Source organism: Paenibacillus sp. MDMC362 (assembly GCF_003269305.1).
Taxonomy (GTDB): Bacteria; Bacillota; Bacilli; order Paenibacillales; family Paenibacillaceae; genus Paenibacillus_AQ.
Window position 1 is genome coordinate 57,231 of sequence record NZ_QLYT01000019.1, and the last position, 25,314, is coordinate 82,544.

General features: G+C 52.0%; 19 protein-coding genes. 14 read left to right on the forward strand and 5 right to left on the reverse strand.

All coding sequences use genetic code 11. The features are described 5' to 3' along the window. Positions 1 to 83 precede the first annotated feature (83 nt). Both DP091_RS10075 and DP091_RS10080 read right to left on the reverse strand, forming a co-directional pair. Positions 84 to 851 (reverse strand): sulfite exporter TauE/SafE family protein, encoded by a 768-nt coding sequence (locus tag DP091_RS10075; RefSeq protein ID WP_113058201.1) that lies wholly within the window; start codon positions 849 to 851, stop codon positions 84 to 86. Next, complete coding sequence (locus tag DP091_RS10080) at positions 851 to 2,326, reverse strand: carboxylesterase/lipase family protein (RefSeq protein ID WP_113058202.1); 1,476 nt, start codon at positions 2,324 to 2,326, stop codon at positions 851 to 853. The genes DP091_RS10075 and DP091_RS10080 overlap by 1 nt, the downstream gene beginning before the upstream one ends. A gap of 125 nt (positions 2,327 to 2,451) precedes the next feature. Between DP091_RS10080 and DP091_RS10085 the strand changes: the two genes are divergently transcribed. Continuing rightward, positions 2,452 to 3,360 (forward strand): LysR family transcriptional regulator, encoded by a 909-nt coding sequence (locus tag DP091_RS10085; RefSeq protein ID WP_113058203.1) that lies wholly within the window; start codon positions 2,452 to 2,454, stop codon positions 3,358 to 3,360. On the opposite strand, the gene DP091_RS10090 is transcribed toward DP091_RS10085, so the two are convergent. Both DP091_RS10090 and DP091_RS10095 read right to left on the reverse strand, forming a co-directional pair. Continuing rightward, entirely contained in the window at positions 3,263 to 3,643 is a 381-nt protein-coding gene (locus DP091_RS10090; RefSeq protein WP_258394469.1) for a chromate transporter, read from the reverse strand. The genes DP091_RS10085 and DP091_RS10090 overlap by 98 nt on opposite strands. Before the next feature lie 220 nt (positions 3,644 to 3,863). Next, entirely contained in the window at positions 3,864 to 5,402 is a 1,539-nt protein-coding gene (locus tag DP091_RS10095; RefSeq protein WP_113058204.1) for a sulfatase family protein, read from the reverse strand. 125 nt (positions 5,403 to 5,527) lie between these two features. Between DP091_RS10095 and DP091_RS10100 the strand changes: the two genes are divergently transcribed. The 10 genes from DP091_RS10100 to DP091_RS10145 all read left to right on the forward strand — a co-directional run bounded on the left by DP091_RS10100 (position 5,528) and on the right by DP091_RS10145 (position 19,319). Further along, complete coding sequence (locus DP091_RS10100) at positions 5,528 to 6,382, forward strand: AraC family transcriptional regulator (RefSeq protein ID WP_113058205.1); 855 nt, start codon at positions 5,528 to 5,530, stop codon at positions 6,380 to 6,382. Between the two features lie 76 nt (positions 6,383 to 6,458). Further along, a complete protein-coding gene (locus DP091_RS10105; protein WP_113058206.1) occupies positions 6,459 to 8,258 on the forward strand; it encodes a sensor histidine kinase in 1,800 nt (599 codons plus the stop codon). Positions 8,259 to 8,262: 4 nt separating this feature from the next. Next, positions 8,263 to 9,903, forward strand: coding sequence for a response regulator (locus tag DP091_RS10110; protein WP_113058207.1), 1,641 nt, complete (start codon positions 8,263 to 8,265; stop codon positions 9,901 to 9,903). 197 nt (positions 9,904 to 10,100) lie between these two features. Then, positions 10,101 to 11,672 carry an extracellular solute-binding protein gene (locus DP091_RS10115; RefSeq protein ID WP_113058208.1) on the forward strand — a complete coding sequence of 524 codons (1,572 nt, stop codon included), beginning with the start codon at positions 10,101 to 10,103 and terminating at the stop codon, positions 11,670 to 11,672. Positions 11,673 to 11,705: 33 nt separating this feature from the next. Further along, positions 11,706 to 12,668, forward strand: coding sequence for an ABC transporter permease (locus DP091_RS10120; protein WP_113058209.1), 963 nt, complete (start codon positions 11,706 to 11,708; stop codon positions 12,666 to 12,668). Positions 12,669 to 12,682: 14 nt separating this feature from the next. Next, the gene (locus DP091_RS10125) at positions 12,683 to 13,576 is read left to right on the forward strand and encodes a carbohydrate ABC transporter permease (RefSeq protein ID WP_071221947.1); all 894 of its coding nucleotides are present in this window, start codon (positions 12,683 to 12,685) and stop codon (positions 13,574 to 13,576) included. Between the two features lie 53 nt (positions 13,577 to 13,629). Next, positions 13,630 to 15,645, forward strand: coding sequence for an alpha-L-arabinofuranosidase C-terminal domain-containing protein (locus DP091_RS10130; protein WP_113058267.1), 2,016 nt, complete (start codon positions 13,630 to 13,632; stop codon positions 15,643 to 15,645). Between the two features lie 232 nt (positions 15,646 to 15,877). Beyond that, the gene (locus DP091_RS10135) at positions 15,878 to 16,372 is read left to right on the forward strand and encodes a pyridoxamine 5'-phosphate oxidase family protein (protein ID WP_113058210.1); all 495 of its coding nucleotides are present in this window, start codon (positions 15,878 to 15,880) and stop codon (positions 16,370 to 16,372) included. A gap of 503 nt (positions 16,373 to 16,875) precedes the next feature. Further along, positions 16,876 to 18,174, forward strand: a complete 1,299-nt coding sequence (locus DP091_RS10140) for a hemolysin family protein (RefSeq protein ID WP_113058211.1) — start codon at positions 16,876 to 16,878, stop codon at positions 18,172 to 18,174. 77 nt (positions 18,175 to 18,251) lie between these two features. Then, positions 18,252 to 19,319: a hemolysin family protein gene (locus tag DP091_RS10145; RefSeq protein WP_113058212.1), complete on the forward strand. Its 1,068-nt coding sequence runs from the start codon at positions 18,252 to 18,254 to the stop codon at positions 19,317 to 19,319. Between the two features lie 136 nt (positions 19,320 to 19,455). On the opposite strand, the gene lacZ is transcribed toward DP091_RS10145, so the two are convergent. After that, positions 19,456 to 22,584, reverse strand: coding sequence for a beta-galactosidase, LacZ type (gene lacZ, locus DP091_RS10150; protein WP_113058213.1), 3,129 nt, complete (start codon positions 22,582 to 22,584; stop codon positions 19,456 to 19,458). A gap of 276 nt (positions 22,585 to 22,860) precedes the next feature. Between lacZ and DP091_RS10155 the strand changes: the two genes are divergently transcribed. The 3 genes from DP091_RS10155 (at position 22,861) to DP091_RS10165 (ending at position 25,271) form a co-directional block, all read left to right on the forward strand. After that, complete coding sequence (locus tag DP091_RS10155; protein WP_113058214.1) at positions 22,861 to 23,466, forward strand: TetR/AcrR family transcriptional regulator; 606 nt, start codon at positions 22,861 to 22,863, stop codon at positions 23,464 to 23,466. A gap of 14 nt (positions 23,467 to 23,480) precedes the next feature. Then, positions 23,481 to 24,260, forward strand: coding sequence for an alpha/beta fold hydrolase (locus DP091_RS10160; protein WP_113058215.1), 780 nt, complete (start codon positions 23,481 to 23,483; stop codon positions 24,258 to 24,260). 507 nt (positions 24,261 to 24,767) lie between these two features. Continuing rightward, positions 24,768 to 25,271 (forward strand): GNAT family N-acetyltransferase, encoded by a 504-nt coding sequence (locus DP091_RS10165; protein WP_258394475.1) that lies wholly within the window; start codon positions 24,768 to 24,770, stop codon positions 25,269 to 25,271. The last annotated feature ends 43 nt before the right edge of the window (positions 25,272 to 25,314 follow it).

Here is a 25,314-nt window from a genome sequence, read left to right on the forward strand (position 1 = left end):
TCAGGGCATGACCGGGAGATTGCGCAGCAATTCTTAGAGATCATGTTTGTGCTAATGCAACTCCCTGACGGGTTGGGCATTCTCTACAGCAATAGAATGGCAGCACCCATCATTGGGGTGAGGACCATGCAGGTTTTCAACCAACCAACGGGTACCCGCTTCGTAAACTTTGCCCCCACATACGAGCCGGACATCGTACCGATCACAACAGCGGCGAGCAGTTGAACATCCAGGTACCCGATGGAGAAGTACCCGGCTCCTCCGGCCAGTGCGATTGGCATAATGACCAGCATGGTCGTGCCGGCGGCAACACGCATCGACATGCCGAGAATCAGCATAAGCCCTAACTGGATGAATGGGGTGGAGCCGATTCCGAACAGCCCCGATAAGGCGCCGGTTATGAGTCCGATTAGCAGCGCCTGCAGCCAGTATCGGAAGTCATGGATGACGGGTGGCGCCGAGTCCCCGGAAGCCTTCGACTGACGTGAGACGTACAGCATCCTGAACCATAAAGCTAGTCCAGAGGCGAACAGCATACCGGATGTCATGAAGCCCAGCCTATCCTCGGGAATAAGCGAGGACCAGCCTGAGCTTACCCATGCCCCTGCCGCACCGGCCAAGCCGACGACGGCCCCCGTCTTCAGCGCCATGTTCCCTTCCCGGTAATGGCTGACAGAACCGGAAAGCGACGAGAAGAACATCGCCGCCAGTGCGGTACCCAGCGCGGTATGAATGGGATAACCGAATACGACGGTTAGGATGGATATAATGAAACCTGAGCCGCCTGCACCTACAAAACCGAGAAGGAGTCCGAGCAGCACCATAACGAGGGCAATATCGACCAACTGCATCAGACCATCCTCCAAACCTGATGAGGGACGCCGATCCCGGCCGGAACCGGCAGATCATCGCGAACGCAGCTAATCTTGTCCAGAACCATGGTGGCTTGCCCGCTTCCATAGAGGGGCCAAGCCGGCAGCGCATGGATATTCGGATCTCCGCTTTGTATAAATGCAACCCATGTTTTCCGCATGGCGTCTGCCAGTGCATAATTTTCAGCTGTTACAGCATATGGATCTGCATTGATGGGCATTTCGGACATGGGGTTGCGGGTTAACGCAGCATGGATGAGACTGCCTTCATAACCGTGTATCGCGCCGAGTGTGCCGCCGCATTGAAGCCGATACATCCATACCGATGTTCCGGGCGTTGCCACGGCTTCCGCGAACTGCATCGCACCAATCGTATATAGATGCTCGGTTAATGCTTTGTTCCACGCATCACCCGATGACATCGATTGGTTATAACGACCATAAGCGTCCCACACGACAGCGGCATTCGCTCCGAAGAATCGTTTGAGCGTCTCGAAGGCCGGTGATTGGAGCACGGGATCATCCTGAATGAAGATGGCTGCTTCATCCTCGTTCGTGCCGATCAGCAGCGGCGGCAGATCGACGCTGCCGGTTAGGCTCGCCAGGGGAGCCACAGGGATAACATGGCCATCCGATACCGGACCGAACATGTGCAGGCTGCGCGAGGTATCGGAACCGATCGTTGACTGCGCTTCGATTATTTTCTCCGCAGGAAGTTCAAGCAGCTGATGCGCCTGCGCTGGAGATAATCCCAGCTCTTCTAGCAGCCGGAGAGTCGTGACATTGGCGGTTTGGCAATCCCGTATCGACTGTGTTGCGCCGCTTTGGGCAATGGCCCGGTGAAATAAGCCCTGTGCCGATTTCATCGCGTAGAGGGTGGCCGTACATTTGGCCCCGGCAGAATTGCCGATGACGGTTACTCGCGACGGGTCGCCGCCGAAAGCGGTAATATTCAACTGAACCCATCGCAGTGCAGCTGCGATATCGAGCATTCCGTTATTGCCCGAGGTTTCATAATCTTTGCCCAGCAGCCCTCCTAAATACAAGAAACCTAAAGCGCCAAGCCGATAATTGATCGATACATAGACGATTCCATCCTCGGCCGCATAGCGGAATCCGTCGCACTCCGCTCCATTGCCCGATATGAATCCCCCGCCATGGATATAGACCATGACAGGCTTTAACTTATCGCCTGCGCCTGGTGTCCACACATTCAAGTTTAGGCAATCTTCGGACTGTACAAGCTCCGGGATGAAGCCTTGCGGATTATGCTTCTGCGGTGCGATAGGTCCGAATGGCTTGCACTGCCTCACGCCCGGCCAGGGTTGCGGAGGTGCCGGAGGCTTGAATCTTTGCCTGCCGACTGGCGGGGCCGCATAGGGGATGCCCCGGAATACATACGCACCGTTTAAATTTTCGCCTTCCACTGTTCCTGATACTGTCTGTACGATCAAGTCGATCGTCTCCTATCCTTACGATTTGAGACTATTATATCTTGTATAATTTATGAACCCTAATATATATTGATTTATATTCATTATAACTTCTAGGTTATGTATTGTAGAAAGTGGGGATCGGAATGGAACTGTTGCAATTAAAGTATTTTCAGGCTGCCGCCCGAATGCAGCACATAACAAAAGCAGCCCATAGCCTACATATTTCTCAGCCGGCATTAAGCAAAATGATCGCGTCGCTTGAAGCCGAGCTGGGAACGAAGCTGTTCAATCGGGAGCGTAAAACGATACGGCTGAACGAGCACGGCAAGCTGTTTCTCCATCAAGTGGATATTGCGCTGCAAGCGCTGGAGGATGGAAAGCTGAAGCTGCAGGATGCTAATGGCTGCGTCTCCGCCGCCATCACGCTTGATGTTCGCGTCTCCTCGCATTTACTGCCGGATCTACTGGCCGATTTCCGCAAAGAATGGCCGAATGCAGAGTTTCAATTGCAGCAGCATGTTTCGTCGTTCGAAGGTATGCCGAGTTTCGATTTGTGCCTATCCGATGGAGCAACTCCGCCAAAAGGAACCGCGTCGGTCTGCTTGCTCGAAGAGGATATCGTGGTTGCCGTTCCCGCCGAGCACCCGCTCGCGGATCGGAACCATGTCAGCTTGCAGGAGCTCAAGGAAGAGAGCTTCATTACCCTGCCTCCGGGTAAATCGCTGCGTGAAACAACGGATGCCTTTTGCCGCCTTGCCGGCTTTACCCCCCGCATCCGATTCGAGAGCGACGACCCCGCCACCGTCCGCGGTCTTATTCGAGCGGGTCAGGGCGTCGCCTTCCTGCCGGTGGTGACATGGGGCGGATCAACCGGGCCTGATGTCGTCCAGCTGAGACTCGAAGAAAGCTGGTGCAAGCGCTCGATTTCCTTGTCTTGGCCGAAGGAGCGGTACCTCATGCATACGGCGGTGCTGTTTCGGGATTTTGCCATTCGGTACTTTGCTCGGCTGACCGAATCGCACCGGCAGGACATCGCTCGTACCGGACTCTAGCCTGTTCGCCCTTATCCGTCTTTGGGTGCACGCCTGTAAACAGCATCACCGATACGGTGGCAAGCGCGGTTATCGTTGTTGTCGCATCGAAGACGATTAACGCAATAATGGCGCCATGCCTCCCCTTTAAAGCGGCTTCAGCCTTGGGTTGATCCCGAAAAACAACGGCGCCTACGCTGATCAGAATCACGATCAAAAACGCGGGGCATGTCACGCCGAGCACAGCCGAAACAGCCCCGGCAATACCGGCTTGCCGGTGGCCGATCATGGCCGCCGCATTCATGCCTACGCCGCCGGGAGCGGAACCGGCAAGCGAGATAAACCCACCGACTTCCTCCTCGTTTTACCCACTTCTTCTAGCTCACCACTTCGCGCTCAATAATAGGCAGCATTGCATCCCCGCCCCTGAACGTGGGGGGTCCGATGCAGCAGAAGGTCCAAAATCGCCGGGCCAGCAGCGTCAATCGTTTTTTCAGGCTGCTAATATGTGGTTGTCCTTTTCATCAGGCGTGATGAATTCGCGGCATCGGCATCGGCTCCTTGCCAAGCTCGGCCCAGATGTATTTAAGCAGAAGCTCCGCCTTTAGCTGCTCGTACCCCGGTTCATCCCATAAATTGCGCAGCTCGCCGGGATCCGCTTCTAGGTCAAAGAGCTCGCCATAGGTTTGATTGTAATAAACGGTGATCTTATAGCGCTGCTCGATGTACGTTTTTTGATGAATCGTCGAAGGCTCGTGCCGGAATTCGCAGAGAGCATGCTGCCGCGCTGCGTCCGCGTTACCGAGCCATACATCCTTTTGGTCGATGCCCGTCATCACTGGCGGTATCGGTATATTGCAGAAGGATAAGAAGGTAGGGGCCAGGTCGACCAGGGACTGCATCGCATCTGTTCTTTTTCCGGCAGGCACCCGTCCTGGATACCGTGCAATGAATGGAAGCCTGATTAAATCCTCGTAATGGAACCCGCCCTTGGCTTGAAGGCCGTGCTGGCCGAAGAAATGTCCGTGATCGGTGGTGAAAACAACGATCGTATCCTCGGATAGCCCCTGTTCATCCAGTTTATCGAGAATGCTGCCGATATATTTATCCATCATGCTGATCATGCCGTAATACACGGCGACCAGCTTCTTCTTGTCATACTCCGTTAACCTGGATTTCGAGCCGTATTCGTAATAATGATGGGAACGGTAGCCGTGAATGCCGAACCCGGTTTCAGCGAGATGCGAAAAATCCGGATTTTCTTCCTGCGTCAAGCGGAAATGCGGCGGATTGCGGTCATGCTCGCCAGGGGTTAAGGATGGGATCGTGAGTTTTTCCGGATCATACATCGAATCCCATGGTTCCGGCACCAGGTATTCCGGGTGCGGGTCGAAGAAGCTTGCCCACATAAAGAAGGGGTCATCCGCCTTTTTATATTGCTCCAAAAGAGAGTTGGTTCGCTCTGCGATCCAGGTATTGTAGTGGTATTGTTCCGGGATGGGCCAGGTGTACGTTTGGGAAGGATCCATAGTTCCCGTAGGGGGCAGGAAGTACTCCCGCCAATTGGCACATCCTTGCTCCTCCAGCCATAGGGCATAATGTTGTCCGACATGAGCCTCATTCGTATGGTTTCGGGCCAGCTCGACGTGATCGAATCCGTAAAAAGGTCCGTTGAATTTCCGCCAATACTCCAAATCCTGAAGAATCGGGTAGGCCTCTACGGATGGGTAATCTTCCGTAGATTTCAACGGCTGGAAGTGCGCTTTTCCCACCAGCGCGGTTCGATAGCCTGCGTCTTGGAAGCTCTCTCCTACGGTATGGCGGTCTTCCAGCAGCTTTGTCCCCAGGGTCCATGCTCCATGCTGACTCGGGTATTGCCCCGTAATGATGGATGCCCGGCTTGGCGTGCAGGTGGGATTGGGGCAATACGCCCGATCGAACGTCGTTCCTTGACGTGCAAGGCGGTCCAGGTTGGGCGTAGAGATTTCAGGCTGAAATGCTCCGATTGTATTCCAATGCTGCTGATCGCTTGTGATTAGCAAAATGTTAGGTCTTCTCGACAAGTGTAATCGCCTCCTAGTATGATCATATTGAAAATATCGGGTTATAAAAATAGCGGGGTGTTATATTTTTGTTGTCATTTTGTTATTCTGGATAGAAAAAATGAAGAAAAGAGGAGGGAGCCATCATGCAGGAATACGAATATGAGTATGCGGAGTTCATCTATTACACGCCCGGATATTTGGATAAAGAGGAACAGATCTGGCCTGTCCGGGCGGGACGAAGCATAGCCAAGCCCAATTACAGGGTCGGACCGAAGCGAATCGAGTGTTACAGCTTGCATTTTGTACATGAAGGCATGGTGCGGCTGGAGTTCGATGACAAACGAGTGGATCTGCGGAAGAATGATCTGTTCTGCCTGTTTCCGGGACGGACCTATTATTATCGCATGCTGCCTGCGGATACCTCGCTTCAGATGAGCTGGTTGGCAGTCGACGGGAACAGGGTCAGGCCATTGCTGGAGCTGGCTGGCTTATTTCCGGACAATCCGTTCGGCAAACACATGATATCCTCTAAGGTCAAGGAATCCTCCGAACGCGTCATTGATACCCTGGCCGGAGTCGAGCGCTGGAAACCGGCGGTATCGCTGGAGCTGCACGGCTTGATTTATGGACTGCTCGCCGGCATGGTCCCGGATATGGCCTCCGCGCAGCCGACGGAACTTGCGGGATGGATTCACGAGTGTTTGGATTATATGGAGCTGCATGCCACCGAGGGGATTTCCGTACAGCAGGTTGCCGATTTCGCCGGGGTGCATCGGTCATACTTCTCCAACATGTTCACCCATCAGGTAGGCATGCCGCCGTTAAAATACCTTCAGCGCATACGAATGGAAAAGGCGAAACGGTTGTTACAAGAAACGGACGCAACGATTACCGAGATTGCCTTGTCTCTCGGCTATCCGAATTTATATTCGTTCACCAGGGCTTTCAAGATCTATTATAAGGTGCCTCCCATAACCATGCGCGGAGTTCGATGCTGACCGTACGGACGGCAATTGCGTTTTTGTAAACGTTTACGATCTGGTTCTTCTGATCTGGAAAAAGGAGACGCGCGCCATGAAACTCTCTACGATTCAAAGGTGGATATCACCGAGGCGAAGTATTCAGGGGAAAATCTTTATTGCGTTCAGTGCGGTAACGCTTGTGTCCATCGTCTCCATTACGGTCATCGTGTATATGAGCATGCGCGAGACGATCATGCAGAATGCGATCACCTCGGTTTCGGACAGCATCAGGCAGGCGGATGAGTCGCTGAATATGATGCTGGAAGAGATCGACCGCCTGAACACCGTCGTGGTGACCAACAAAAACACGGTGATCGACACCCTGCTGAGCCCTCATGAAGAAATTAGTTATGAATGGTTCCAAGAGCAGAAACGGATCGATGAGTTTCTATCCGTTCTGATCGATTACAAGCCTTACATTTCTCGGATTGCCGTTGTCGGTTTAAACGGCAAGGTGTTTTTCTCAGGTGGTCCGTGGCTGGATAAGACGGTCTTGAGGACCGGAATGATGGATTATATGCTCCAGAATGGATCGCGTCACGCGTACTTCAAGCAGACCGGGGCGTCCAATGCCATCACGGTCGGACGGGAGATTCGATTTAACCGTGAAACGATCGGGGTTGTCATGGTGGATTTGAATTATGATTTCATCCAAAAAACATACGGCGTAAAGCCGACCACCGATAGCATGATCTACGTGCTGGACAAGCAGGGCGGATTTGTCTATGAGGCCGAATCGGCGCCGTCCTTTGCCCCTTCGTTCGAGAAGATCCTCAACATTCATGGGGAACTCGCAGGGGATGGGGACGCCGTGAAGCAAGCCATTGACGGAAGAGACTATATCGTAGTCAGCCGCCAATCCGGTTATACGGGCTGGACCACCCTGGCTTTGATACCGATGGATTCGCTGCTTAGCGAATCAACAAAACTCCGTAAACTGTTGGCGGAGGTATCGGTTATCGTCTTTATCGTAGTCTTGATCGGTTCCCTGCAGGTATCTTCCCGAATCACCCTCAACATCCGGAGGTTGAAGTCCTTAATGATGTTCGTGAAGGAAGGGAATCTGACGTTTCCGAGAAAGGAGATAACCAGCGAGGACGAGACCGGGCAGCTATACCGCGTCTTTGTCAGCATGGTGGAGGAATTGAAGCGACTGCTCGAAGGGATTCGAGTCAGCGAGAGGGAGAAGCGGGAGGCCGAATTGACGGCGCTGCAGGCGCAAATTCATCCGCATTTTTTATACAACTCGCTTAACACCATCAAGTATTTGGCCAAGATGAACGGCGTACCGAATATCGAAGAGGTGTCCGGATCGCTGATTGAGCTCATGCGCGGCGTTCTGGGCAATTCGAGCGAATATCTGACAGTGAGGGAGGAGCTGGATTATGTTGAACGTTATATCTCGATCGTGAAGTACAGGTATATGGAGCCGATCCGAATGGTCACCCAGGTTGAGGATGATGCTTTGCTGGAATGCCGGGTGCTGAAGCTGATGCTCCAGCCCCTTGTGGAGAATGCCGTCATTCATGGTATCGGAGCGATGGAGCAGGAGGGGCTCGTGCTGATACGCGTATGCGATGAGGGCAGCGACCTGAAGATTGAAGTGATTGACAATGGCAAGGGCATAACGGAAGGGCAACGGGCACGCCTGCTGGGCGAGACGGGCAGGAAGGGGGAAACCTCCCGTTTTAGCGGTATGGGCGTGCGGAGTGTGCATGAGCGGATCGTTCATATGTACGGTGATTCGTACGGCGTCAAGCTGTACAGTGAGCCGGGTTTATATACGAAGGCCGAGGTCCGGCTGCCGAAAAAAATGGAGAGTGCGGACAAATCCCGACAAGAGGTGATATAAAGCCATGTTTCAAGTGCTGCTCGTTGATGATGAGCCATTGGTACGACATGATCTGCGCACGTTATTGGACTGGAATGAGCATGGATTCGAAATATGCGGCCAAGCGCATAATGGATTGATGGCCTTGGCCATGATTGAGCAGTCTCCCCCGCATATTGCGATTATTGACGTGAATATGCCCGAAATGAACGGTGTAGAGCTCAACCGGGTGATCCAGGAACGGTATCCGTTCATTCAGACGATTATGCTCAGCAGCTATGATGATTATGATTACGTCAGGGAGTGCCTGAAGAACGGCTCCATCGATTATCTGTTGAAGCATCGGCTGGACGGTGCAGCGCTGGCTGCCTTGTTAAACAAAGCAGTCCTGGAATTACGGCAGGAGGATCGGCTGGAAGAACGCATGGCTCATGAGGCCGTGGGCGAAAGGCTGAATCCTGCGCTGATCCGCGATTATATCGTGTACCTCGTTAGCGGACGGATGGATGCAACCACGGAGGTTAAGGCTTTCTCACAAAAAAACAGCCTGTACACCCACGCGTTTAGCTATGCGGCAGCGGCCGTGCAGATTGTTCCGTTCCTGCTGCTGACGGAGTCTTACAGCGACGTGCAAACGAACCGACTGGTTCAGCAGGCGGTCGATATGATGCAGCAGAGCTTGGGGGATATTCAGGAGCGGACGGCGGCTTACATGGAGGAGGGGCGGTTTATTGTCGCGTTCGCGTTCAAGGAGCGGAGCGAACATGCCATAAAGAATGAGATCGCCGGACGGATGAGGAAGCTTCAACATGCGCTCGAGCTGTTCCTTAATTTAAATTGCGTGGTCTCCGTCGGACATGTATGCACCAGCTTGTCACAACTCGGCTCAAGTTATAGCTCCGCTGAGCGGGTGCTCGACGCCTCCACCATGGAGCCGTCCGGAAGCAATGCGGTTTCAAGAATGCCGGGCCGGGCCGGGGGACTTGCCGGCGGAAACGATCAGCGTGTATCTTTGACGATCGAGGAACACAAGCAGCTGCTGCTTTCAATCGAAAGGCTGGATATCGATGACGTGCACGGGTTAATCTCCTCCATCTTTGCTTCGATCCGCCATCTGCCGGTCCATTCGCATACGATTCAGATGATTGTCAGCGAGCTCATGTTAACCGGGGATAAGGCATGGAAGACATGGATGCCCTCTCCGGAAGCCGTGAAGGAGAAGCTTCCTTCAAGAAGCGAGCTCGGAAGAATCGGCAGTGTCAGGGAGCTGGTGCAATGGCTGCAATCCTACTATGCGGGTTTGCTTGGCCTGCTGAAGCAGCACCGGGCGGCGGGACCGTATTCACGGCATGTCACGCAGGCCGTTCATTTTATTCTGGAGAGGTATCCGGGTTATGTCACGCTGGAGCTGGCCGCGGGTGCCATCGGCCTGAACTCTTCTTATTTAAGCAGGCTCTTCAAGGAAGAGACGCAGCGGACGTTCTCGGAGTATCTGAATCAGGTTCGGATCGACGCAGGGCGGAAGCTGCTGGAAAGCGGCAAATACTCGATCAAGGAAATTAGCAATCAAGTGGGTTTCACGACCCATAACTATTTTTTTAAAGTATTCAAGGAAATAACGGGGGTAACTCCGCAGGAGTATTTGAACCGCTTGGGAAGAGGCTAGGCAAAAAACCCAGTATTCGGATCGGCAGATGAAGCATGCAGCGAAGCCGTCGTTCACAGATCGTAAAATATGTGGAGTAAATGGTCATATTTTTGTAATGGGCCGTCTTAAAGGGTGAATTATAATATTCACACACCAGGCAGTAAACGCTTACAAACGGCGCTTGGTGAATGAAGGGATATGGGGGTCGCTTATTTATGCGTAAACGCTGGGGAAGAAACGCGGTCATTACGATGATCGCTTTCAGCTTAATGCTGGCCGGATGCAGTTCCGACGGAGGTTCGAAGAAAGAAGCTGCACCCGAAGGTACAGAGAGTGTCGTTCATACTACAGGGTTTCCAATCGTAGATCAGACCGTAGAGCTCAAGATGTTCACCCGGATTGCGCCCGTGAACGGTCCGTTCAAGGAGATGCCGGTGTTCCAGGATTACGAGAAACTGAGCAATGTGAAGGTCGAGTTCATCGAAGCGCCGACGGACGGCTTCCAAGAGAAGAAAAACCTGTTGTTCGCCTCCAATGAGCTGCCTGATGCCTTGTTCCGCTCCGGTCTGTCGCCGCTTGAGGCTGTTCGTTACGGATCGGCAGGACAGCTGATCCCGCTGGAAGGTCTTATTGATGAATATGCGCCGAACCTGAAAAAATTGATGGAGGAATATCCGGAAATTCGCGCGGGCATCACGACGCCGGAGGGGCATATCTATGCGATTCCGGGCATTGTGACGCTGGGCGCGGCACGGACGGATAAGAAATGGATCAACCAGACGTGGCTGGAGAAGCTGAATCTGGAGGTGCCGGAGACGACGGACGAACTGTATGAGGTGCTGCTTGCCTTCCGCGACGGTGACCCGAACGGCAACGGGAAGCAGGATGAACTTCCGATGACGGCCCGTGTCGGATTGGCGATCGTGGCTGCGATGAGCGGCTCATTCGGGCTGGATACGCAGCTCGGGTATAACATCAACATCGAGAATGACAAAGTCAGCATCTGGATGGGCAGCGACAAGAATAAAGAGATGCTCATGTACTTAAACAAGCTTTACAAGGAGAAGCTTCTCGACCCTGAGATCTTCTCGCACACTGAAGCGCAATATTTGGCCAAGCAGGGTTCGGGAAATACGGGATTCTTCTTTGACCAGACCAACAATAACTTCTTGTCGATCCAGGACCAGTATACCGGAATCGCGCCTCCGGCTGGCCCGAGCGGAGATCGGATGCAAAGCCAGACCTTGCCGATTGCACGGGATTTCGGAGCTTTTGCGATCACGTCCATTAATAAATACCCGGAAGTTACGATGCGCTGGATCGATTATTTCTATAGTGACGAAGGCTCGACGCTTCTGAGGTTCGGCAGGGAAGGGGAGCACTACGAGCTCAAGGACGGCATTCCGTACTACACGGAGGACTTCCTGAAGGATATTACCAACCAGGCCAAAATCACGCCTTATGCGGGAGGGGGGGCGCCTCACATCATCAGCGAACAGGTTGCCTCGTTCATTAACCCGCCGCAGGTACAGGAGGCGCAGCAGCAGCTGGATCCGTTCATGCCGAAGGTTCGTTATGCGGCTCCGATGTTTGACGAGCAAACCGCGCAGCAGGTCAACATTCTTCGCAACGATATCGACAAATATTACGAAGAGCAAAGCACGAAATTCATTGTTGGCGCGCTTAGCTTCGACAAGTGGGGAGAATTCCAATCCACGCTCCAGAAGATGAAAATCGGCGAGCTGGAGAAATTGTATCAGGATGCCTATGACAAGATGCAGAAATAATGCTGCCACATCATGGATAAGGAGTGGATGCCCATGAAGCGTATCAAAGCCGATTCATCGATGGCTCTGCCTCGAAGCGATTCGAGGCGGGGTTCCCGCCTATTAAGGCAAATGGCCAAGCGATATGACCTGTATCTCATGCTGCTTCTGCCGGTCGTCTGGTATCTGGTCTTTCACTATGGTCCGCTATACGGGCTGCAAATCGCGTTTAAAAATTTCAATCCGGCAAAAGGGATCCTCGGCAGCAGCTGGGAGGGCTTCGGCCATTTCGAACGCTTCTTTGATTCGTATTATTTCTGGCGGCTGCTGTGGAATACGCTGTCCATCAATTTGTTTTCCTTGTTGATTGCCTTCCCGATTCCGATCCTGCTGGCGTTGATCATCAATGAAATACGCAGCAAGACCTTCAGCAAATGGCTGCAGAACATTACATACATACCGCATTTTATTTCGGTGGTCGTGATCGTTGGCATTCTAAACGTGTTCCTCTCGCCCAATAGCGGTCCGATCAATCTGTTGATCGAGGCCGTCGGCGGTGCGCCGATCCGTTTTCTTGAGGAAGCCGGCTGGTTCAAGACCATCTTTATCGGCTCTAACATCTGGCAGAACATGGGGTGGCAATCCATTATCTATATTGCGGCGCTGAGCGGGGTGAACCCGCAGCTCTACGAGGCGGCCAAGATGGACGGGGCATCGAGGCTGCGGCGCATCTGGCACATCTCTTTGCCAGGAATCGCGCCTGTCGTTATCATTTTGCTCATTTTGGATATCGGCCATTTCATGAACATTGGCTTTGAAAAAATATTGTTGATGCAGAACAACCTGAATCTGGAATCGAGCGACGTCATCTCCACGTTTGTCTACACGACAGGCATTTTAAAGGGAGAATACAGTTACACGGCAGCGATCGGACTGTTTAATTCGGTCATCAATCTGTTCCTGCTGCTGTTCGTAAACCGGATTGCGCGCAAGACGTCAGAGACAAGCTTATGGTAAAGGGGGGACGCGCCATGTCCAAGCCGTCGACAGTAAAAGAGGCAGCGAATGAACGGGTATTCGATGTCATCATCTACGTGATCGCCGCGATCATTATCGTCATAGTGCTGTACCCGTTGATTTTTATTGTCAGCGCTTCGTTCAGTGATCCGACCAGGGTATTGAACGGCGAAGTCTGGCTGCTGCCGAAAGGCGTAACGCTGGATGCCTACACAAATATTTTGCAAAACGAAAAGATTTGGACGGGATACCGTAACACGATCATCTATACAGTCGTCGGCACAGTGATCAATATCATCATGACGATTTTGGCGGCCTACCCGCTATCGAGGCCTGACCTTCCAGGCCGAAATGCAATCATGGTGTTTATCACGCTGACGATGTTCTTCAGCGGAGGGTTGATTCCAACATATCTGCTGGTCAAGGATTTGGGAATGGTCGATTCGATGTGGGCGCTGATTGTTCCCGGCGCGATTGCCACTTACAATCTGATCGTGATGAGGACCTATTTCCAATCGAGTATTCCCTGGGAGCTGCAGGAGGCCGCCCATATCGACGGCTGTTCCAACTGGAGGCTGCTTTTCAGTATCATTCTGCCTCTATCCAAGCCGATCCTGGCAGTGATGGTGTTGTTTTATGCGGTCGGCCACTGGAATTCATTCTTTAATGCGCTCATCTATATTCGCAACGAGAATTTGCATCCGCTTCAGCTGGTGCTGCGCGAAATATTGCTGATCAGCCAATCGGATGCAGTGGACGGCAGCGTGGGACTGGAAGAAAGCATCCTGCTTGCCGAAAGCATCAAATACGCGGTCATTATCGTCTCCAGTTTACCTGTACTGCTGATGTATCCGTTCGTGCAGCGGCATTTCGTTAAAGGCGTCATGATTGGCTCGATTAAAGGTTGATTTCCGATACCGATCGCATGGGCCAGCCTAAAATTGCTTGGGGAGGTTATATGTTGAATACAAACGCAACGATTACCATTGATTGCAGCCGCAAGAGCGAGCATACGATCAATCCTTACCTGTTCGGTCATTTTGTGGAGGATATTCGGGATCATATGGAGGCGATGCTTGCGTTTCCACTGAGGGACATGGATTTTGAAAGCGAGGCGGAGACCAAGACGCCGGTGTCGGGAAGCTGGCGCGCCTATACCAACGGACGCAACACCGGGTACGCGATGGAATCCCCGGCGCCCCGGCATTCGGGACGCGCCCAGCGAATCCGGATCCTGAGCGATGACGAAGCCTATGCCGGCATCGCGCAGAAAGCGGCATTAAAGGGTCCGATGAAGTATACGGTCCGGCTTGTTGCCCGCGCTTCCATCGAGCTTCAATACGCGATGGTCGAAGCCGTGGACCGGCGTACGGAAGAAACGCTTGGACAGCTTCGCGTGGAGCTCGGCAGCCACAATTGGTATGAATACGTGGGTGAGCTGTCGATCACACGCGCTTGCAGTGATGCCGAGATCCGGGTGTATGTTCCGGCCGAGCATCCAAGGTGGATCGATCACGTCTCCACCGGCATGCTCTGGATCGATCACGTGTCCCTGCTGCCGGTCGATAGCATCGCGATGGTGAAGCGTGAAGTGATCGAGATGACGAGAGGGCTGAATGCGGGCATGATGAGGCTCGCGGGCAATTACATCAGCGCTTACCACTGGGAGCATGGCATCGGTCCGGTTCTGGAGAGACCGGTCATGTATAACGAAGCCTGGGGAGGATGGACCAGCAAATATTTCGGTACGGACGAATTCATCCGTTTTTGCCGCGAGCTGCAGGTGGAGCCCCTGATTTGCGTGAACGATGGATCGGGTACTCCTGAAGAAGCTGCGCAGTGGATCGAATACTGCAATGGGAGCGTGGATACACCCATGGGTGCTTTACGTGCCCGAAACGGTTTCCCTGAGCCATACAACGTCAAGTATTGGGAGATCGGCAATGAGGTATGGGGCCAATGGCAGGTCGGCACTTGTACGGCAGAACAGTTTGCAAAGCGGACCATATCGTTTGCCAAGGCCATGAAGGGGGCGGACGCTTCCATCATGCTGCTGGCCTGCGGGCATTACGAGCAGGAATGGAACCGGACCGTGTTGGATCTGGCAGGCGAGTATATGGACTACTTGACGCTGCATTTATATCACGGCTACGGCCCCTTCGGCATGAATCGGGATACGCCGGCAGAGGAACGCTATAAGGCGATAGCCTCCTATCCCGAGTGGACCCGGCACCATATCCGGAAGACAACGGAGTTGATTCGATCCGAGTCCAAGCATAGTCACGTGAAGCTGGCGATCACCGAATACAACACGATGTACTATCCGAATACGGTGCGAAAAGGGCTGCCGAACGAGCATACATTAGGTGCCGCGGTGGCCAATGCCGCCAACTTGAACGAAATGATTCGCTGCAGCGACATGGTGCATATCGGCAGCTTCTCCGATCTTGTGAATGGCTGGCTCGGAGGATGCATACGGGTCGGGGACTACTACGCAGATCAGTATTGCGGCAAGGAGTCCGGTTGGAGCGGGCTTCCGCTCGCGATTTACGGGACGCCGACCTATGAAGTGTTAAAGCTTTACGCGAATCGCGACGTCCGTCGTCTTCTCCCCGTCCAAGCGGAATGCGGCACTTTCTCCGTGGCATCAAACAAGGAGACGCCTATGGAGCTTGATGCGCTTCCGGAACTGGACATTGTGGCCGGTACGAATGACGACGGCAGCCAAGTGACCGTATTTATCGTTAACCGCAGCCTGGAGGAGGTAACGGCCGTACTGGATTTGCAGGCCTTCGAGGCTTCCGGGGAAACGATCCTTTATGAAATCACCGGCAATTCTTACGATGATGTGAACTCCGTGTTCCAGCCGGATCATATCGTGTGCCAGGAAAGCAAGGTGCCGGCAGAGGCATGGCAGCGGGGGCACCTGTTACGACCTTCATCTGTTTACGTGCTTGAAATTAAAGCGCTCGTATAGTGTGGCACAAGGTACGTACAAAGGAATGAGTAAGATTCTAAATGATTCGATCCACAAAAAGGTCGGACTGCGCTGGCAGCTTCCGGCTTTTTTTGGTGCAGGCGACGGTTAAAACTTTGTCTAATCATAATGGATGACTTAGCAATCGAAAACGGAGTTATAAAGGATTCATCGTTTAACTTATTTTGGGGAAGTGTAAATAGAGACTAAATACAAGGATGGGGTGATTGAGATGTCAAACGGAACCGTAGTGAACCAGGAAGCGGTTGAGACCGTGAAGGATATTATCAAGGATATTGAAACGGCGATGTTCTCCACGATATCGGAGGGCGGGATCAATTCCAGACCGATGCAAACGCAGGATATCGAATTCGACGGCGATTTGTGGTTTTTGACGAAAAGGGACACCAGCAAATATCAAGAAATTATGGCCAATCCCAACGTCAATATCGCTTATGTCGGCAAATCCTATGTATCGATTCGGGGAACGGCCCAAGCCGTGGACGACCTAGAGCGGAAAAAGGCGCTCTGGAATGCGGCATATGAGAAGTTTCTGCAAACGTCCTACGACGATCCTAACATTATTCTGATCAAGGTGGATACGGACACCGCAGAGTATTGGGAAACCGGAAACAAAACCAAAACGGTAAAAGCCTTCTTCAAGAAAATGGTGGGCCAAGAGCCGGAGGGCGACTCGGATATTAACAAAACCGTCGATCTCCATTGATAACGGGGCACGATAATTAGCAGAGGGAAAGCCGCAGGATCCGCCATGATCCTGCGGTTTTTTCTAGTATGTTTGAACCGCATGCACATATCCTTCAAGCCGGCGGCCTTTTGGTTTGTTTGGATAAACACCGATATTGTGAGCATTTTAATACATAACAGGACAGATTTAACATATAAAAGAATATACCTCATCAAACAAGTGAGAATTATGTAAATTCGTATTGAAATCCGCTCCCAAACCATAACGTGCAACTGGATGGTTTGGCAGCCGTTATGATATAATTTTTTCATAAATATGAAAAATAGATTCCAGGAGAGGAGGTAGTTCATTGGGAAGGCGTTATTGCAAATGGATCCAAATGCGGAATTAGGCTGTAATACTCTCATCTGCGAACTATCTCTTTTTTATGGAAATATCGAATATAGACATGACTCGTTCTGATGCCCAAACATAGGGCCTTAATTCAATCTGGAGGTGAATCCCTCTGAAGAGGGAAATTATTGGACATTATTACCATCACTAATTTAATCATTCTTGCCATACTGATTGCGTTGACCGCTTTTTTCGTGGCGTCCGAGTTCGCCGTTGTTAAAATCCGCATGTCGCGGATCGATCAATTGATTGTGGAAGGAAACAAGAAGGCGGTTGTTGCCAAAAAGGTAGCCGGCGATCTCGATTACTATCTCTCGGCCTGCCAGCTCGGCATTACGGTGACGGCGCTGGGGCTTGGGGCCATCGGCAAGCCGGCTGTTGAACGTTTCATGTACCCCGTATTCGATTGGTTTGACGTATCGGCTTCAACGGCCTCGATTGCCTCTTACGCCATTGCGTTCATTCTCGTTACATTTTTGCATGTCGTGGTGGGGGAGATGGCGCCAAAGACCTTGGCTATTCAGTTCTCGGAAAAGACGACGCTTCTCCTTGCAGCCCCGCTGTATTGGTTCGGAAAGTTGATGTATCCGTTCATTTGGGCGTTGAATGGGGCCTCGCGCGTGCTGCTTCGTTCGTTCGGCGTGAAAGCTGCGCCGCATGAGCAGGCTTATTCGGAAGAGGAACTGCGCATCGTCATGGCGCAGAGCTTTCAGGGCGGCGAGATCAATGGGACCAAGCTGGCTTACATGGAAAACGTGTTTTCGTTTGATGAGCGGGTGGCCAAAGACATTATGGTGCCGAGAACGGATCTGATCACTCTGGATAAAGGAATGAAATACCCGGACATCGTCCTTATTCTGGATGAGCACAACTATACGAGGTATCCTGTCATCGAGGAGGGGAGCAAGGACCGGGTGGTTGGCGTCGTCAACGTGAAAAAGATGCTGCCCCACATCGTGGCCGGACGAGAACGCAAGCTGGAGGAATTCGTTCGGGACCTCCCGGTCGTGCTTGAACATACACCGATCCAGGATGCCATGTTAAAAATGCAGCAGGAGCGGATGCATATGGCTCTGGTGATTGATGAATACGGCGGTACGGCCGGGATTCTGACCCTGGAGGATGTGCTGGAAGAGATCGTAGGGGAAATTCGCGACGAATTCGACGAAGATGAAGTAGCGGATATCCGGAAGATTGGGGAACGCGAATACCTGATTAGCGGACGGGTTCTCTTGGAGGAGCTTGAGAAGCGCTTCGGCTTGGTATTCGAGGATAACGAGGAGATGGATACGATCGGCGGCTGGATACAGTACCAGAAAGGCACAACAGCTCAAGACGGCGATGAGATTCAGCATGGCGAGCATATATGGGCCGTAGCGGAAACGGATAATTTCCAGATCAAACACGTCATTCTCAGACACGGATGATTCAGGAAGGGCATGATCTCCTGTACATTCGGACCATAACTTTTTTTGGAGGTGAATCCCTCGCAAGAGGGAAATTATTGGACGGAATAATCGCGTTAAACTTATTTTTGGTTGCCGTGTTCATAGGACTGACTGCATTTTTTGTGGGCGCCGAATTCGCCATCTTGAAGGTGAGGCTGTCCCGGATCGATCAATTGATCGCAGAAGGGAATAAACGGGCGGTTACGGCCAGAAAGGTAGCCCATGAGCTGGATTACTACTTGTCCGCCTGCCAGCTTGGAATTACGATTACGGCCCTCGTGCTGGGCGCGCTGGGCGAGCCGACCGTCGAAAGGATGCTCCATCCGCTGTTTGAACGATTCGACGTGCCGGCGGCCGCTGCAACGGTACTTTCTTATATCATTGCTCTTGGGATCATTACATTCCTACACGTCGTCATCGGGGAACTGGCACCTAAGACATTGGCGATCCAATTTGCCGAGAAAATGACGCTGCTGCTGGCATCTCCCCTGTATTGGTTCGGGAAGATCATGTATCCGTTCATCTATGCACTGAATGGAGCTTCGCGTCTTCTGCTCCGACTATTCGGTGTAAAGCCGGCCGGGCATGAAACGGTCCATTCCGAAGAGGAATTGAAGTGGATCGTGGATCAGAGCTACGAGAGCGGCGAAATTAACCAGACCGAGATGGGGTATTTGACCAATATTTTTGCTTTTGAAGAGCGCACTTTGCGGGAAATCATGGTCCCCAAAGATCGCATCGTCACGGTAGAACGAGGGTGGCCCCTTGCCAATATCCTGGAAGTTCTCGGCGATTACGACTACACCCGTTATCCGGTGACGGAAGCGGGACCCGCGGAGGATTTCATCGGGTTTATCCATACGAAAGAGATGCTGACGGGCATAGCGGCCGGGAGAAACTGCAGCGTGAATGACTTTATCCATGACATGCCGCGTTTTCCGGAGTCTTCTTCGATTAAGGACGTCCTGATCAAGATGCAGCAAATCCGCGTTCATATGGCCGTCGTCACGAACGAATCCGGCGAGGTGATCGGTCTGGTGACGATGGAGGATATTCTGGAGGAAATCGTGGGTGACATCCGGGACGAATCGGATCGCCGCGAGCTGCAGGGTGCACAGGCCTAAGCGATGGCTAAATAGCATTGGGGACGTTCTAAGATGAATTGGTCTTTTGCTGCCGGTTCGGTGGTGAGAGGGAATGCTCTTGCGGAATCATGAAAAGAGCAGCTTCAATACGAAGCTGCTCTTTTTTGTATTTTTTCTATAGATTAGGTCTCCGCACTACCCCCATCGTAAAGCCGAAGCTGTACGTACGGTTCGCCGGCAGCGTGAATTCTTCATGGGTTGGCGCTCCCCAGCTGTCATCGCCGCCTACGCCCATTTGTTTGTAGTTGATGCGCAGAACGGTTTTATTGCTTGGCGGGAGCTTATACGCATGGTCGCTGCCCTCGAGTTCCTCCGGTGTCCACGGCAGGGCGCACAACTCCATGAGGGAGGAGCTTTCGAATCGCAGACCTTCCCCGCTGCTTCCTTCGGTAAGGCTCGCGAAGCGGACATCCGTTTTGTTCCCGCATTCTTGAGGTCTCAAATAAGGAACGAACTGATCGGCGACTCTTCCCGTGTATCGACCGATTTTGGCTCCCGTCTTTCGGTCCCAATAATTATCATGAGGCCCCCGGCCGTACCAGCTGAGTTTATCGAGGCTTTCATCCAGCAAGAACAGCATGCCGATTTCCGGAATGTCAGGCAGGCCGCTGCCCGGGACAAAGGTTTCTTGCACGCGGATGGTTCCATCCGGGAAGATTCGATACTCCAAGTTCAGTCCGGATATAGGAGTCGTCTCGATCTGATAGTGACTGGAGACCACGACGGCAGGACCTTCCGTATGCCAGCGCAGGGACAGCATTTTCCGCCGGTCGTGGGCCGTTCTCCACACGCCGCAGCGTTCAGGGAGCCGGTTGCCCAGATCGTTATCGGTCACGGCCCGCCAGAAATTCGGTCTGGCCGGTGCCAGCAGGTACTCCTTGCCGGATCGCGCGTAAGATGTCAGATCGCCGGTGCCCAGGTGGAAGCGCAACGAAACGGCTGAACCCGCGATGAGAAGCTCTTCATCCGACTCGGTAACTTCCAGAGTCTTTGCGCTTGAAAGAGCGTCCGTTTTCGATCTATTCGCTATATAGGGCGTTAGCTCAAACTGCTCCCAAGCCTCTTCATGTCCTGCGGGTGCCCACTTGGCGATCTCCCTACGAACCAGGGAGACGGTGAGCACGGCTTCTTTTCCATTGTCCTCTATCGGGGCATACGGAATCTCGATTTCGGTATGGTCACCGGGCTGGAGCGAGAGCTGGAGCGTGCCGGATTGGCTTTCTTCTCCGTTCAGCTGAACGTTCCATCTCACAAGATACTGATCGAGATCGGTGAACAAGAAACGGTTGCTGACCCGAATCCGGCCAGCAGCAATGTCCAAACATTCGAACTTGACGTTCTGGTAGCATTTTTTCACTTCGTCCAGCTTGGGGGTTTTGCTGCGGTCCGCGAAGATCAGACCGTTTCCGCTGAAATTGCCGTCATGCGGCATTTCGTTGAAATCCCCGCCATACGCTAAATATTCGATACCGTCTGCCGTTTGGGTACGGATCGCTTGGTCAATCCAGTCCCATATAAAGGCTCCCTGTAAAATGTCATACTTCTCAAACAGCTCCCAATACAGATGAAGACCACCGCAGGAATTGCCCATCGCGTGACTGTATTCGCAAATGATGTAAGGCTTGCTCGGGTTGCTGGTTCCATACTTCTCCACTTCCTGGGGTTTTGCGTACATGGTGGATTCCATATCGCTAGCCGCCTCGGACGCCCTGTAATGAAAGACTCCCTCGTAATGAACCAGCCGCGACGGGTCGGCCTCCTTCAGAAAATCGTGCATCGCAATGAAGTTGTCGCCTCCGAACGATTCGTTGCCAAGCGACCAGATGACGACCGAGGGGTGATTCTTGTCGCGTTGAAACATCGAATTGCAGCGGTCCAATACGTTGTCGCGCCACTCCAGCTTGCTGCCGGGCACCGTTTCTTTCAGCTCCTGCTGCCCATACGTCCAGGTTCCGTGCGTCTCCAAATTCGTTTCATCGATAACGTATAACCCGTATTCATCGCAGAGGTCATACCATGCGGATTGATTCGGGTAATGGGAGGTCCGTACCGCATTAATGTTATGTGTCTTCATCAGCTCAATATCGGTGATCATGTCTTCGCGGCTAAGCGCCCGGCCGGTATCCGGGGAGAATTCATGCCGGTTCACGCCTTTGAACAGAATGCGCTGACCATTAATCCGCATCAATCCGTCCTTCAGCTCGAAGCGGCGGAAGCCGGTGCGGCAGCTTACGGCTCCAAGGCATGCTCCGTCCGTATCCTTTAATGCCAGAACGACGGTATACAGATAAGGCGATTCCGCGCTCCATTTTCTTGGTTCGGGGACGTTCATGCTCAGGGTGAAGGTGCTCTCCTCCAGAATGTAATCCGCTAAGGCGAGCGTTTGCTTCCGAACCAGCTGACGGTCCTGGTCGTATAGAAGCGCCTCAAGCTGAAGCTTGTCCTTATCGATGGTTTCATTAAAGTAATTCGTAACGGTTGCATCGATCTCGAGCTCGGCATCCCGGTATTCGTCATCAAGAACCGGCCGCACGAAGAAATCGGAGATATGGATGGCCGGGGCGGAATAGAGGTAGACCTCGCGGAAAATCCCGCTAAGCCTCCAGAAATCCTGATCCTCCAGCCAACTCGCGTCACACCACCGATACACTTCTACAGCCAATTTATTCTCGCCATCGACCAGATAGGGCGTAATATCGAACTCGGCCGGCGTAAACGTATCTTCGCTGTATCCGACCATCTCGCCGTTCACCCATACATAGAAAGCGGATTCAACACCTTGGAAGCTAATATACACCGGCTGTTCCTTCCAAGTGTCCGGCACCGTAAATTCACGGATGTAGGAGCCTACGGGATTGTATCGCGTTGGCGCGAAGGGGGCTTTCAATTCAGGCTCCGATTCGGACCAGGGGTATCTAACATTTGTATATTGAGGATAGTCATACCCTTGAAGCTGCCAATGGGAAGGGACGGGCATATCGGCCCAGCTGCCGGAATCATAATCGACCTCATAGAAATTCTGGATGCGCTTGTCAGGGGTTTCAGCAAACGCAAACTTCCACATCCCGTTCAATGACTGATACCAGGGGGACATGGAGTGGGCACGGTCCAGCGCCTCAGACTCTGACGGGAAAGTCATCATGTAAGCATGGGCTTTGTGACGGTTCAGCTGAAAAATATTCGGATTATTATTCCATTCGGGATAACCGTTTGCAGGTGCCTGGTAAATGAATTTGGTACGCAATGTGCTCAGCTCCTCCTAGATTATGGTTTCCTTCTACTGTCAGTATAGAGGTTAATTCGCTCCAAGAGTATAAAGAAGTTGCGTTTTTCTATTAAAAAGGACAGCTTGATGTACTCACCGGAGTGGTCAGCAGAGGGGGACTGAGCCTTTTATGGCTTCAGGGCGTATGTTGATGTGCGAATTCATCTCCAGGCACTCCACGGTTTACACTCGAGAAAGTTTATGAAACAATAGTTAGTAAATGATGATTCACTAACTATAGGGAGGGGATTACGCATGGTAAGACCTCGCGAATTTCAAGATGAGGCTATCTTCTACGGTGTCTACCGGGCACTGTCCAAAAAAGGATACGGGCAAGCAGCATTAACCGACATCACACACGAAGTGAATATTTCACCGGCAGCCTTAATGAAGCGATTCGGTTCGAAGAAGAATTTATTTCTGGCCTATAGTGATTATGTTATTGAATTAACCAGGCATGCCTTCCAGGAGGCTGGCCTATCCGATCAATCGAGACTTGATGCACTAAAGGCCGTTTTTAAGCATGCGGTTTCCCATATGAAAGATCCTGTTGAACTGGCGAACCATACTTCCTTCTATTTAGAAGGGACGAATGACCCCGATTTGATGGAGAAAACCCGGTACCGACTGCAGCTGATTGATGCGTTTACCCGGCAGATGCTGAGCCAGGCGATTACGAACAAAGAAATCGCGGAATGCGACGTGGCGATGGTTAGCCGGGTACTGCAAGCCGCCATCAGCGGGGCTATGATGATCTGGATTAAAGAGTCAAACCGAACGCTGGAGGAGCTGTTTGATGAGTGCTTTCAGGTGATATTTGCACCGTTAGGGGATGTCGGGGCGCGATCATTTCAAATTTAGCAAGGAGGAAGGTTATGCCGATTTTCAAAGGAAGGGAAGTCGATCTGTACTATGAAGTAAAGGGGGAAGGAAAGCCGCTTGTTTTTACGCATGGTGCCTCATGGAATCATGAACAATGGCGGCTGCAAGTGGATTATTTCTCGCGTCAGTACCAAACCGTGGTGTGGGATATCCGGGGACATGGTTCCTCCTCCTTGCCGGACGGAAAGGTGGATTCGGAGGATTTCACCAGGGATTTGGCGGATCTGCTAAGCGGACTGGGCATTGAAAAAGCGATTCTCTGCGGGCTGTCCCTGGGCGGGCATATCTCGCTGCAGACGGCCGTTCGCTATCCTGACAAGGTTGCGGCCCTGGTACTGATCGGCACGCCGTTCACGAATGCGTTCAATTGGTATGAGCGAATGTTCGTGCCGCTGAATCGCTGGTCAAGTTACTTGATGCCGATGTCCTTATCGGGAAAATGGCAAGCGAAAATGCTATCCAAGTACAACAAGAGCAATCAAGTTTATATAGAGAAAGCCTTTCGTTCCATCCCGCATTCCAGCTGGGTTCGGATATGGGATGCGGTGACCCGGATGGACAGCACGCAGGATCTGCCTAAGATCCATTGTCCAACCTTGCTTCTTCAAGGAGAGAGCGACACGATGATCCGAAGGCAGCAGGCGTACATGCAGGAGAGAATGGCGAATTCGCGATTAAGAATCATCCGGAACGCTCACCATGCAACGAATATGGATAATCCGGATGAAGTGAATGAAGCCATCGCTTCATTTCTGAAGGAGAACGCGATGTAGACTTATGGCCAGAAGGGGGCTTTAAAGCTTGACGCGCTCATCTGATAATAGGTACAATATGTAAAACCTACTTTAAGGAGAGATTTGTTGTTCTTAACTTTGTTTGAACCTATAGGTTCTGAGGAGCGCCTGACATAGCTGTCATTGGCTAGGTTTAGTTCAAGGTGCATTCTTCGGCCGGATATAGAGGAGTTAAGAACTGCGGAGATCAAGGAAGCCTTGGGTAGACTATCCTATTTGCGTCTTGAATCCGCGTTGCTTTTGCAGCGCGGATTTTTATTAGATTATTGAATTTGTAAGTTTTCAGCCAAGCTGAACCATTCGATAATCGCAAGAAAAACTTCATCTAAACGCGGTCTGTCATCTATGAAGTGCGTTGATTGATGTTTTTCTTATGGATGCAAATAGCATATAGACTTCATATAAAGGCGGAGAATGACTCACGTTCATTTTCCGCCTGTTTATGTTTTCTAATAAAAATAAATTTTAAGAAGGACAGGTGAACACATCATGGAACTGGAAACAAAACGGTTGCTGCTTAGAACATTGGATTTGGATTTGATTGACGCGGCATCGCGCCGGGATCCGAAGGCATTCGAGGATTTAGGATACCACAGTAACGGCGAATGGCCGGGCACCGACTTTTATGAGGCATTGCCTTTTTTCCGGGAGTTGTTGGTCAAGAATCAGGGGACGCGGGGTTTTGATTCATGGATTATGGTAGACAAGGCCACGCGCGATATTGTCGGCGGCATCGGATTCTTGGGAGATCCTGATCCGGAGGGCAGAATCGAAATCGGCTTTGCGACCAATCCAAGTCGTCAGCGGCAAGGTTACTGTCATGAAGCGGCGCAGAAACTGTTGGATTGGGCTTCGGGGCAGCGGGACGTCAAATCCATCATCGCTAGATGCGAACCCGAAAATGCGGCTTCTCAGCATGTTTTGCTTAAACTGGGATTCCAGAAGAGTCACGAGGACTTGGAATTCATACACTGGATATATCCGAATTAAAAGGGGAAAGCGGCGATCGGCCCCCTCTTCATTGACACCCCCA

Coding starts and splice junctions, on each gene's coding strand:
- DP091_RS10075 (WP_113058201.1), bottom strand. CDS start 851: ATGCAGTTGGTCGATATTGCCCTCGTTATGGTGCTGCTCGGACTCCTT.
- DP091_RS10085 (WP_113058203.1), top strand. CDS start 2,452: ATGGAACTGTTGCAATTAAAGTATTTTCAGGCTGCCGCCCGAATGCAG.
- DP091_RS10090 (WP_258394469.1), bottom strand. CDS start 3,643: ATGAATGCGGCGGCCATGATCGGCCACCGGCAAGCCGGTATTGCCGGG.
- DP091_RS10100 (WP_113058205.1), top strand. CDS start 5,528: ATGCAGGAATACGAATATGAGTATGCGGAGTTCATCTATTACACGCCC.
- DP091_RS10105 (WP_113058206.1), top strand. CDS start 6,459: ATGAAACTCTCTACGATTCAAAGGTGGATATCACCGAGGCGAAGTATT.
- DP091_RS10110 (WP_113058207.1), top strand. CDS start 8,263: ATGTTTCAAGTGCTGCTCGTTGATGATGAGCCATTGGTACGACATGAT.
- DP091_RS10115 (WP_113058208.1), top strand. CDS start 10,101: ATGCGTAAACGCTGGGGAAGAAACGCGGTCATTACGATGATCGCTTTC.
- DP091_RS10120 (WP_113058209.1), top strand. CDS start 11,706: ATGAAGCGTATCAAAGCCGATTCATCGATGGCTCTGCCTCGAAGCGAT.
- DP091_RS10125 (WP_071221947.1), top strand. CDS start 12,683: ATGTCCAAGCCGTCGACAGTAAAAGAGGCAGCGAATGAACGGGTATTC.
- DP091_RS10135 (WP_113058210.1), top strand. CDS start 15,878: ATGTCAAACGGAACCGTAGTGAACCAGGAAGCGGTTGAGACCGTGAAG.
- DP091_RS10155 (WP_113058214.1), top strand. CDS start 22,861: ATGGTAAGACCTCGCGAATTTCAAGATGAGGCTATCTTCTACGGTGTC.
- DP091_RS10160 (WP_113058215.1), top strand. CDS start 23,481: ATGCCGATTTTCAAAGGAAGGGAAGTCGATCTGTACTATGAAGTAAAG.